Annotated in this window: 10 protein-coding genes and 1 pseudogene; 7 read left to right on the top strand and 4 right to left on the bottom strand. The window is 67.2% G+C overall.

Annotated features, from left to right (window positions below; translation table 11 throughout):
- Positions 1-277: pseudogene (locus ACTHJ1_RS11540) on the bottom strand (protein-L-isoaspartate O-methyltransferase); the annotation flags it as partial.
- A 38-nt stretch (positions 278-315) separates the two neighbouring features.
- A complete protein-coding gene (gene surE / locus ACTHJ1_RS11535) occupies positions 316-1,068 on the bottom strand; it encodes a 5'/3'-nucleotidase SurE (RefSeq protein ID WP_440192314.1) in 753 nt (250 codons plus the stop codon).
- A 198-nt stretch (positions 1,069-1,266) separates the two neighbouring features.
- On the opposite strand from surE, the gene plsY reads away from it, so the two are divergent.
- Positions 1,267-1,908, top strand: a complete 642-nt coding sequence (gene plsY, locus ACTHJ1_RS11530; RefSeq protein ID WP_440192311.1) for a glycerol-3-phosphate 1-O-acyltransferase PlsY — start codon at positions 1,267-1,269, stop codon at positions 1,906-1,908.
- Between the two features lie 71 nt (positions 1,909-1,979).
- Here plsY and ACTHJ1_RS11525 read toward each other — a convergent pair whose 3' ends face one another.
- Positions 1,980-3,149: a pyridoxal phosphate-dependent aminotransferase gene (locus tag ACTHJ1_RS11525; protein WP_440192308.1), complete on the bottom strand. Its 1,170-nt coding sequence runs from the start codon at positions 3,147-3,149 to the stop codon at positions 1,980-1,982.
- Between the two features lie 51 nt (positions 3,150-3,200).
- On the opposite strand from ACTHJ1_RS11525, the gene ACTHJ1_RS11520 reads away from it, so the two are divergent.
- Positions 3,201-3,860 carry a GntR family transcriptional regulator gene (locus ACTHJ1_RS11520; RefSeq protein WP_440192305.1) on the top strand — a complete coding sequence of 220 codons (660 nt, stop codon included), beginning with the start codon at positions 3,201-3,203 and terminating at the stop codon, positions 3,858-3,860.
- A gap of 45 nt (positions 3,861-3,905) precedes the next feature.
- Here ACTHJ1_RS11520 and tsaD read toward each other — a convergent pair whose 3' ends face one another.
- The gene (gene tsaD, locus ACTHJ1_RS11515; protein WP_440192302.1) at positions 3,906-4,943 is read right to left on the bottom strand and encodes a tRNA (adenosine(37)-N6)-threonylcarbamoyltransferase complex transferase subunit TsaD; all 1,038 of its coding nucleotides are present in this window, start codon (positions 4,941-4,943) and stop codon (positions 3,906-3,908) included.
- 63 nt (positions 4,944-5,006) lie between these two features.
- Here tsaD and ACTHJ1_RS11510 point away from each other — a divergent pair, with 63 nt between their 5' ends.
- The 5 genes from ACTHJ1_RS11510 to ACTHJ1_RS11490 all read left to right on the top strand — a co-directional run bounded on the left by ACTHJ1_RS11510 (position 5,007) and on the right by ACTHJ1_RS11490 (position 9,652).
- Positions 5,007-6,299 carry an NCS2 family permease gene (locus ACTHJ1_RS11510; protein WP_440192299.1) on the top strand — a complete coding sequence of 431 codons (1,293 nt, stop codon included), beginning with the start codon at positions 5,007-5,009 and terminating at the stop codon, positions 6,297-6,299.
- 79 nt (positions 6,300-6,378) lie between these two features.
- Positions 6,379-7,383 carry an LLM class flavin-dependent oxidoreductase gene (locus ACTHJ1_RS11505; RefSeq protein WP_440192296.1) on the top strand — a complete coding sequence of 335 codons (1,005 nt, stop codon included), beginning with the start codon at positions 6,379-6,381 and terminating at the stop codon, positions 7,381-7,383.
- 104 nt (positions 7,384-7,487) lie between these two features.
- Complete coding sequence (trxA, locus tag ACTHJ1_RS11500; RefSeq protein ID WP_440192293.1) at positions 7,488-7,883, top strand: thioredoxin; 396 nt, start codon at positions 7,488-7,490, stop codon at positions 7,881-7,883.
- A gap of 16 nt (positions 7,884-7,899) precedes the next feature.
- Complete coding sequence (locus tag ACTHJ1_RS11495) at positions 7,900-8,643, top strand: class II aldolase/adducin family protein (protein WP_440192290.1); 744 nt, start codon at positions 7,900-7,902, stop codon at positions 8,641-8,643.
- Positions 8,644-8,656: 13 nt separating this feature from the next.
- The gene (locus ACTHJ1_RS11490) at positions 8,657-9,652 is read left to right on the top strand and encodes a 2-dehydropantoate 2-reductase (protein WP_440192287.1); all 996 of its coding nucleotides are present in this window, start codon (positions 8,657-8,659) and stop codon (positions 9,650-9,652) included.
- Positions 9,653-9,942 lie beyond the last annotated feature (290 nt).

The following is a 9,942-nucleotide window of genomic DNA, read 5'->3' as shown; positions in this document are numbered from 1 at the left end:
CCAGCGCTTCGTCGACGAAAAGATGCCGCGGCACCGCCATCATGGCGCCGAGCACCCGCTCGTCGACGATGCCCTGCGCGCGCAGGCGCTGCACCATGGCGTGGCGCAGCCTGTCGGAATTCAGGCCCAGATTGCCGCCGGCAGGCGAAGCCGGCGGCGCCGCGGGTGCGCTGCTCGAACGCGGCACGGCGCCGGACGAGATGCGCGTGTTGCTGTTGGCCGGCGTAAAGCCCTTGCCCACGCCGGTCGTGCCGCGGCCCGTGCGCCGGCCGGCCATGCCTTGGCGCTCGATTTCGTCGGGCGTAAGGCTTTTGCTCATCGCGGCAGCTCGCCCGTCCAGCCGCGCAACGCGTCGAGCTGCTCGTGCTGGGTCAGGTCCAGCCGCAGCGGCGTCAGTGAGACGCTGCCTTGCGCAACGGCGTGGAAATCCGTGCCGGGCCCGGCGTCGGACGCCTGGCCGACCGGGCCGATCCAGTACACCGTGTCGCCATAAGGCGTGGTGGTGCGCACCACGGGCTGTGAGGGATGCCGCTTGCCCAGCCGCGTGACGGCATAGCCGGTCAGGTCTTCGTAGCGGCGGCTGGGAATGTTGACGCTGAGCAGCACTGCGCCCATGGGGTGGGCCAGCTGGCGTTCGACGATCTGGCGGGCTGCGCGGGCGGCATCGTCCAGATGCGCCCAGCCCTTCTCGATCAGCGAAAACGCGATGGAAGGGATGCCGAAGAGATACCCTTCGCTGGCGGCGGCCACGGTGCCGGAATACAAGGTGTCTTCACCCAGATTGGCGCCGTTGTTGAAGCCGGAAACCACCAGGTCGGGACGATCGGCGATCAGGCCGCCCGTCAGCGCCACGTGGACGCAGTCCGACGGTGTGCCGTTGACATAGTGAAAGCCGTTGGCGGCGGTGCGCACCGACAGCGGACGATTGAGCGTGAGCGAGTTGGACGCGCCGCTGTGGTTGGTCTCCGGCGCGACCACGGTGATCTCGCCCAGGCCGGACAAGGCACGGGCCAGTGCTTCGATCCCCGGCGCGTTGTAGCCGTCGTCGTTGGAAACCAGGATGCGCATGTATCGTCAGATCGGGAGGTCCGTCATGCCGGTCTTGCAAGCCCCTCTTGCAAGCTATCTTGTAGGCCTCGGCACCCCGGCGACCTCTTGCAACACGGGGCAACTGATTGTACGGCAGGCGGGCCGCGCCCGACGCCGCAACGAGAGGTTTGCGGCACGGTAGAATCCGCTGCAATCTTCCCATGCCCAGGGTCCATCATGGCTTTCGACGCTTCCTCGCCCTATTTCGCCGCCGCGCTCGTCGTGCTGGCCTACCTGATCGGATCCATTCCCTTCGCCGTGGTGGTGAGCCGGCTGATGGGGCTGCAGGATCCGCGCAGCTACGGCTCCAAGAACCCGGGCGCGACCAATGTGCTGCGTTCGGGCAGCAAGCCGGCTGCCGCGCTGACGCTGCTGGGCGATGCGGCCAAAGGCTGGTTTGCGCTGTGGCTGGCCCGGTATATGGCGCCCGACTTGTCCTGGCCGGTCTACGCGGCGGCGGCCCTGGCGGTCTTTCTGGGGCATCTGTATCCGGTCACGCTGGGCTTCAAGGGCGGCAAAGGCGTGGCCACGGCGCTGGGCGTGCTGCTGGCGATACAGCCTCTGCTGGCGCTGCTCGTGGCGCTGACCTGGCTGCTGATGGCCATCGTATTCCGCTATTCGTCGCTGGCCGCCCTGGTCGCGGCGGTCTGCGCGCCGTTGTATTACCTGCTGGGCGCAACGCTGGGCTGGACGGTGCATCCGCAGGTGACGACGGCTCTGGTGATTCTCGCGGCGCTGCTGATCTACCGGCACAAAGCGAACATCCAGCGCCTGGTTTCGGGGGCCGAGAGCAAGATCGGCTCGAAGAAAAAAGCCTGACGCGGGCCTCGGCGAACCTCTGATTCGCGCGGCCTCGAGCGACCTTCGTCAGTCGGCGCCCGCGTGGGTCTTCACCGCGGCCTATCCAGCGCGGCGCGCACGCTGTCGCCGAGCCTGCGCAATCTGGCGACCGGCTCGTTGGCATAGACGAAGCGGATGTAGGCGGCACCATGCTCGAGCCCCCATCCCTGCATGCCCGTGGCGCAGACGCCCTGGGCGAACAGGCGCTGCGACATCTGTTCGCCGTCCAGGCCGAAATCCGACACGCGCAGCAGCATCGACCAGCCGCCCGCCGGCATGCCGAAAGGCAACCCGTCGAGCTGGCGCGCGACCGCATCGCGCCTGCGTTCCAGCTCGCCGACGTAGCCCGGCAGATCCTGCGCCGAGCTCTCGAGCGCGACGGCCGCCGCCTCCTGCGCGATGCCCACCGGCACCACGACATTGGCCAGCGAGACCGCGACCAGATCGGGCATGAGCCAGTCGGGTGCCACCGTCCAGCCCACGCGCCAACCGATCATGCGCAGTTCCTTGGACGCGGCGCCCACCGTGATCGTGCGCTCGGCCATGCCCGGCAAGCCGGCCGGGTGTATGACCGCCCGCCCGTCGAACAGCAGCCGCTCCATCGCGCTGTCCAGAATGAGCAGCAGGTCGTGGCGCACACACAAATCGGCGACGAGCGCCCAGTCCGCCGCATCCAGCACCCCGCCCGACGGCATCGACGGCGACATCAGCAGCATGGCCTTGGTGCGCGGTGTGACGGCTGCCTGCAAGGCCGCGCGGTCGAGCTGCCAGGGGGCTGCAGGATGGAATCGAAACGGCACCTGGCGCGGTTCGCCGCCCGCCAGCCGTATCCGGTTCAACAGCCCCGCATAGGTGGGATCGGTGACGACGACCTCGTCGCCCACCTCCAGCGTCGCCAGCAGCGCATTGAGAATGCCCGAGAGCCCGCCCGCGGAAATGACCACGTTGTCGGGTCCGTATGCCAGTCCGGTCTGCGAGGCAAGATGGCGCGCGACCGCCTGGCGCAGCCGGTCCTGCCCGACGAACGGCAAGTATGAATTGGCGCTGTCCCGCCCGACCGCGGCGCGGGTAAACTCCAACGCCTCCTGCGTGGGCGGTATGTCGGTGTCGAGATTTTCCAGGCGCAGCATATCGGCGCCGGCATGATCCGCGAGCGCCCCCATGCGGTCGACGCCGATACCGGCAATCTGCGCAAGGCGTGCAGGACGGTTTCGGATCATGGCTACCCCCAGCGATCACATTTTATAGATAATAGATAATCTATATCCATCATGTCCGCAATGAACAACGACGTCAAGGACGGCCGCTCGCTCACGGAACGGATCGCCTCGGTACTGGCCGACAGAATCATCACGGGGCGGATCGCGCCGGGCGAGCGGCTGCTGCAGGACCACCTGGCCACCGAATTCGGCGCGAGCCACGTGCCGGTGCGCGAAGCGTTCCGGCGCCTGGAGGCGCAGGGCCTGGTGTGCGTCGAGCCGCGCAAGGGCGTGCGCGCGGCGCCGCTCGATCCCCACGCGGTGATCGAAGTCGCCAAAATGCGCGCCGCGCTGGAGTCGCTGGCCTTGCGCGAGGGCGCGGCCCGCCTGACGAGCAGCGACCTGCAGCGCCTGGATGCGCTGATCGACGCGGAATCGTCGGCGCAGGGCGTCGAAGCGCTGGAAACGCTCAACGCGCAATTTCACGGCGCGCTGCTCGCCCCCTGCAAGATGCCCTATCTGCTCTCTTCGATTGCCGACCTGCACCGGATCAGCGCCAGGCATCTGTTCGCCACCTGGAGTCGGCTGGATTGGCAGGCCCGCTCCGGCGACGAGCATCGCCGCATCGTCGCCGCGTTGCGCGCGGGCAACATCGAGGCCGCCTGCGCAGCGCTGGCGGCGCACATCATCGACGCCGGAAACGCGCTGGCAGAGGTACTGCCCGGCCGGTAAGACTCGTCGAAAGGTGCCCGAAGGGCACCGCGCCGGCCGCCCAGCTCAGGCCTCGCAAATATCGGCGAGGTCCCAGCGCGGGCGCACGGTAAAGGCGTGGTTTGCCTTATCCAGGCTCGCCAAACCGTGCTTGACGCGTTCGGCCGCCGCGAAGGCGATCATGGCGCCGTTGTCGGTACACAGGGCCAGCGGCGGAAAATAGGCCTGCGCCTTCAAAGGCTTGAGCGCCTGCGCCAGCTTGCTGCGCAGCAGGCTGTTGGCGCCGACGCCGCCCGCCACGACCAGGCGCTTCAGGCCGGTTTGCTTGAGCGCCTTGATCGACTTGCCGGCCAGCACATCCACAATCGCCGCCTGCGTGGCCGCCGACAGGTCGGCGCGGGCCTGCTCGTCCAGGCCGCCTTGCTGCTCGGCCGCCCTGACCCGGGTCAGCACCGCGGTCTTCAGGCCGCTGAAGCTGAAATCCAGGTCGCCGCTGTGCAGCATGGGGCGCGGCAGATCGAAGCGGGCGGCGTCGCCCTGCTCGGCCAGGCGCGACAGCGCGGGGCCGCCTGGATAGCCCAGGCCCAGGAGCTTGGCCGATTTATCGAAGGCCTCGCCGGCGGCGTCATCCAGGGTTTCGCCCAGAAGTTCGTAGCGCCCCACCCCATCGACCCGCATGAGCTGGGTGTGCCCGCCCGACACCAGCAGGGCGATGAAGGGGAATTCGGGGCGCGGATCGGCCAGGAGCGGCGAAAGCAGATGGCCTTCGAGGTGGTGGATGGGGATGGCGGGCAGGTTCAGCGACCAGGCCAGCGACTGGGCCACGCTGGCGCCCACCAGGAGCGCGCCCGCCAGCCCGGGGCCGGCGGTGTAGGCGATGGCGTCGACGTCGGCCAGCGCCAGGCCGGCCTCCCCCAGCACCTGGCGGGTGAGCGGCACGACGCGACGGATGTGGTCGCGCGAAGCCAGCTCGGGCACCACCCCGCCGTATTCCTGGTGCATGGCGATCTGGGTATGCAGGGCGTGCGCCAGCAAACCGCGCTCGGTGCAGACCGCCGCGACGCCCGTTTCGTCGCAAGAACTTTCGAATCCCAGAATAATCATCGACTCGGATTTTAAACCGGTGCGAAAATACGCGCCGTCCAACCCTAAAAGAAGCCGACGACCATGTTCGAAAAACTCTTTCAACTGCGCGCGCACGACACCACGGTTCGCACCGAAATCGTAGCGGGACTGACGACCTTCCTGACGATGTCCTACATCATCTTCGTCAACCCCAGCATTCTTTCGTCCACCGGCATGGACCGCAACGCGGTCTTCGTGGCCACCTGCCTGGCCGCGGCCATCGGCACCCTCATCATGGCACTGGTCGCCAACTGGCCCATCGGCATGGCGCCGGGCATGGGTCTGAACGCCTTCTTCGCCTTTACGGTGGTCAAGGGCATGGGCTACAGCTGGGAACAGGCGCTGGGCGCGGTGTTCGTCTCCGGCGCGATCTTCGTCGTGCTCACGCTTACCGGCGTGCGGGCCTGGCTGATCAAGGGCATACCCAATTCGCTGCGCAGCGCCATTGCGGCCGGCATCGGGCTGTTCCTGGCCATCATCGCCTTGTCCAACGCCAACATCATCGTCGCCGACCAGGCCACCAAGGTCACCCTGGGCGACCTGCGCGCCCCGGGCCCGATCTTCGCCATCCTGGGCTTTTTCATCATCGCCGTGCTCGACGCGATGCGGGTGCGCGGCGCCATCCTGATCGGCGTGCTGGCGGTCACCGTGCTGTCCATGCTGCTGGGCTACAACCAATTCCACGGCGTGTTCGCCGCGCCGCCCAGCCTCTCGCCCACGCTGTTCAAGCTGGACATCGCCGGCGCGCTGCATACCGGCTTCTTCCACGTGATTCTGGTGTTCGTGCTGGTCGAGATCTTCGACGCCACCGGCACGCTGATGGGCATCGCCAAGCGTGCCGGCCTGGTCGCGCCTGACCGCCCGGGCCGCCTGGGCCGCGCGCTGTTTTCCGACAGCATCGCCATTTTGTTCGGCTCGTTCCTGGGCACCAGCAGCACCACGGCCTACATCGAAAGCGCCTCGGGCGTGCAGGCGGGCGGCCGCACCGGCCTGACCGCGCTGGTGGTGGGCCTGCTGTTCCTGGCCGCGCTCTTCGTCTCGCCGCTGGCCGGTTCGGTGCCGGCCTACGCCACCGCGCCCGCGCTGCTCTACGTAGCCGGCCTCATGATGCGCGAACTGGTCGAGATCAACTGGAACGAAGTGACCGAGGCCGCCCCGGCCGCGCTCACCGCGCTCATCATGCCTTTCACCTATTCCATCGCCAACGGCCTGGCCTTCGGCTTCATCAGCTACGCCGTGCTCAAGGCCTTTACCGGCCGCATCCGCGAGGTGCATGCCGCCACCTGGCTGGTGTCGGCGCTGTTCATCATCCGCTTCGCCGCGTTCCCGGGCTGAGAATCATGAGCGCGCCGAGCCGCCTCGAGCGCGAATCCTCCCTTGGGGAGGCGTCGCGCAGCGACAGGAGGGTACATCAATGAGCAGCAAACTGGCCCAGGTGCCGCTTTCGGTGCTGGATCTGGCTCCCATCGTCGAAGGGAGCACGGCCGCCGAGGCTTTCCGCAACACGACGCGGCTGGCCCAGCATGTCGAAAAACTGGGCTACCAGCGCTTCTGGCTGGCCGAGCACCACAACATCCCCGGCGTGGCCAGCAGCGCCACGGCCGTGCTCATCGGCCAGGTGGCCGCGCACACCACGACGCTGCGCGTGGGCTCGGGCGGCATCATGCTGCCCAATCATGCGCCGCTCGTGATCGCCGAGCAGTTCGGCACGCTGGAATCGCTCTTTCCCGGCCGCATCGATCTGGGCCTGGGCCGGGCGCCCGGCAGCGACGGCCTGACCCAGCGAGCCCTGCGGCGCGGACCGCACAGCGGCATGGATTTTCCCGAGCTGCTGGAGGAATTGCGCGGCTTTCTGGCCGAACCGCAGGCGAACCAGGCGGTACGCGCCTATCCCGGCGCGGGGCTGTCCCGGATTCCCATCTGGCTGCTGGGGTCGAGCGATTTCAGCGCGCGGCTGGCGGCCGAACTGGGCCTGCCCTTTTCGTTCGCCGGCCACTTCTCGCCCGAGGGCATGGCGTCCATGCGGCTTTACCGGCACCTCTTCAAGCCGTCCGAAACGCTGCAAAAGCCCCATGCCATGATCGGCGTGCCCGTCGTGGCGGCCGACAGCGACGAGCAGGCGCAATACCTGGCGACCACCCAGCAGCAGAAATTTCTGGGCATGGTGCGCAACCACCGCCGCCCGCTGCAGCCGCCCGTGCCCACCATGGACGGCCTGTGGACGCCCTGGGAGCGTGAAGCGGTGGCACAACGCCTGGGCGCGGCCATCGTAGGCGGGCCGCAGACCGTGCGCCGCGGCCTGGAAGACCTGCTCGCCGACACCCTGGCCGACGAAATCATGATCGTCTCCGATTTTTATCGTCTGGAAGACCGGCTACGCTCGTATGAAATCGTCGCCGAAATCAAACAGGCAAACTAATTAACGTGTTAACTTATTAACGTACGAGCGCTCTCCGGTCTGCCCGAACAGCGCCCGATCTCCCCACTCATCATTCGCGCGCCCCGCGCTGCAAGGACAAGACCGTGAGTATTGTCGAACTGACCCAAGACACCTTCCAGGCCGCCGTGGAAAAACCCGACGGCACGCTGATCGTCGATTTCTGGGCGCCCTGGTGCGGTCCCTGCCGCGGCTTCGCGCCCGTGTTCGAGAAAGCCTCCGAAGCGCATCCCGACATCACCTTCGCCAAGATCAACACCGACGTCGAGCAGGAACTGGCCGGCGCCTTGAACATCCGCTCGATTCCCACGTTGATGGTGTTCCGCGAACAGGTGCTGCTGTTCTCGCAACCCGGCGCCCTCTCGGCCAGCCAGCTCAACGAACTGCTCGATCAGGTCAAGAACGTCGACATGGCCCAGGTCCATCAAGAGATTGCCGACGCACGCGCCAAGGGCACCGATCAGGCCCAGGCCCAGAAATAAGCACCACGAGGCGATCATGGACAACAAGACCTCCTCCGAAGAACGCGCGCTGCGTCTGGAACTGGCGGCCTGCTACCGCATCTTCGCGATGCTGGGCTGGACCGAGCTCATCTACAACCACATCACGGTGCGCATTCCCGGGCCGGATCGGCACTTTTTGATCAACCCGTTCGGGCTGCACTACAGCGAAGTCACCGCCTCCAACCTGGTCAAGATCGACCTGGAAGGCCGCATCATCGGCGAATCGCAATGGCCGGTGAACCCCGCGGGCTTCACCCTGCATTCGGCCATCCACCAGGGCATCGCCGATGCGCACTGCGTCATGCACACCCATACCACGGCAGGCTGCGCGGTCGCCAACAGCCAGGCGGGGCTGGACATGTCGAACTTCTACGCGGCCATGTTGTACGACCGCGTGGCTTATCACGACTTCGAAGGCATCACGGTGCACGCCGACGAGGGCCCGCGCGTGGTGCGCTCCATCGGCAACCGCCAGGCCGTCATCCTGCGCAACCACGGGCTGCTGGCCTGGGGCCTGAACCTGCCGCAGGCCTTCAGCTATATGTGGACGCTGAATCGCGCCTGCGAACTGCAGGTGGCCGGCGCCGCGCTGGGGCTGACCATGCCGATTCCGGTCGAGATCCAGAAGCAGTGCAGCCAGGACGCGCTGCAGTTCGACGTGCGTTTCGGCGCCGGGCGCGATTCGTTCGACGCGCTCATCCGCCAGATCGACCGCATCGACGACTCCTACAAGTACTGAGCAAGGGCCGGGCATGAAGATCTGCATCTACGGCCTGGGCGCCATCGGCGGCATGATGGGCGGCTGGCTCGCGGCTGCGGGCGAGGACGTGAGCGCGGTGCTGCGGCCCGGCGCCACGCTGGACGCCGTGCGCAAGAACGGCCTGACGCTGACCGAGACCGTGGACGGCACGCCGCGTTCGCGCCAGATTGCGATCCGCGCGGTCGACGACCCGGCCGAGCTCGGCCCGCAAGACCTGGTCATCGTCGCGGTCAAGAGCACCGCCCTGCCCGACGTGGCGCGGCGCATCGCGCCGCTGCTGGGGCCCGACACCACGGTGCTCTCGGCCATGAACGGCGTGCCCTGGTGGTTCTTTCACGGGCTGGCGCCCGAGCTGGCCGGCACGCCCCTGCCCTCGGCCGACGCCGACGGCAGCATCGCCGCCGCCATTCCTGCGGCGCGCGTGCTGGGCTGCGTGGTGCACCTGTCCGCGGCCACGCCCGAGCCCGGCGTGGTGCGGCTCGTGGCCGGCAAGCGCCTGATCATCGGCGAGCCCGCGGGCGGCGCCGACACGCCGCGCGCGCTGGCCGTGATCGCGGCGCTGCGCCGGGCGGGCTTCGACATCGACACGGCCGAGCGCATCCAGCACGACATCTGGTTCAAGCTGCTGGGCAATATGACGATCAACTCGATCTCGGCGATCACGCACGCCACGGCCGACCGCATCGTCGACGACGAACCGGTGCGCGAGTTCGCCTCGCGCTGCATGCTCGAAGCCTGGGAGATCGGCCGTCGCATCGGCATCGACATCCCCGGCACGCCGCAGGACCGCCATGCCGTCACGCGCAAGCTGGGGGCTTTTCGCACGTCGATGCTGCAGGATGTCGAATCGAATCGCAAGATCGAGCTCGATGCGCTGGTCGGTACGGTGCGCGACATTGCGCGGCATGTGAAGTTCGACACGCCCAATATCGATGCGCTGTTCGGCCTGACGCGGCTGTATGCGCGCTCGCTGGGGCTGTACGACTGATACGGACTCCTGATCCGTTACGCGGATTCGTGTCTCGCTCGCTCCCCTTCTTGTGAGGGGGTACGAGGAAGATCCAGCACTGGATAAACCAGAGTTATTTGGGAATTCTGGTCCTGTTCAGCTCGTATAGCGTGTGTCCGCGGCCGGCAGTTTTCGACCGAGGCCGTGTGGAAACACGTTTTGCCATAGGCGGACGCAATGCATTTAGTGCCCTTCCCTTGCAGCAAGCCTAATATTTTTGGTCGAATTTCGGCCTGGAATCGGCCCTGGTCGGTCTGAGCGCCGTTTGA

It is taken from the genome of Bordetella sp. (assembly GCF_051960075.1).
Lineage (GTDB): Bacteria > Pseudomonadota > Gammaproteobacteria > Burkholderiales > Burkholderiaceae_B > Bordetella.
Note: the sequence above shows the minus strand (reverse complement) of the source record. Positions and strands in the feature narration are given on the sequence as shown.

What these genes read in the sequence shown, in the direction of transcription:
- surE (WP_440192314.1), bottom strand. Translation starts at nt 1,068, where the DNA reads ATGCGCATCCTGGTTTCCAACGACGACGGCTACAACGCGCCGGGGATC.
- plsY (WP_440192311.1), top strand. Translation starts at nt 1,267, where the DNA reads ATGGCTTTCGACGCTTCCTCGCCCTATTTCGCCGCCGCGCTCGTCGTG.
- ACTHJ1_RS11525 (WP_440192308.1), bottom strand. Translation starts at nt 3,149, where the DNA reads ATGATCCGAAACCGTCCTGCACGCCTTGCGCAGATTGCCGGTATCGGC.
- ACTHJ1_RS11520 (WP_440192305.1), top strand. Translation starts at nt 3,201, where the DNA reads ATGTCCGCAATGAACAACGACGTCAAGGACGGCCGCTCGCTCACGGAA.
- tsaD (WP_440192302.1), bottom strand. Translation starts at nt 4,943, where the DNA reads ATGATTATTCTGGGATTCGAAAGTTCTTGCGACGAAACGGGCGTCGCG.
- ACTHJ1_RS11510 (WP_440192299.1), top strand. Translation starts at nt 5,007, where the DNA reads ATGTTCGAAAAACTCTTTCAACTGCGCGCGCACGACACCACGGTTCGC.
- ACTHJ1_RS11505 (WP_440192296.1), top strand. Translation starts at nt 6,379, where the DNA reads ATGAGCAGCAAACTGGCCCAGGTGCCGCTTTCGGTGCTGGATCTGGCT.
- ACTHJ1_RS11495 (WP_440192290.1), top strand. Translation starts at nt 7,900, where the DNA reads ATGGACAACAAGACCTCCTCCGAAGAACGCGCGCTGCGTCTGGAACTG.
- ACTHJ1_RS11490 (WP_440192287.1), top strand. Translation starts at nt 8,657, where the DNA reads ATGAAGATCTGCATCTACGGCCTGGGCGCCATCGGCGGCATGATGGGC.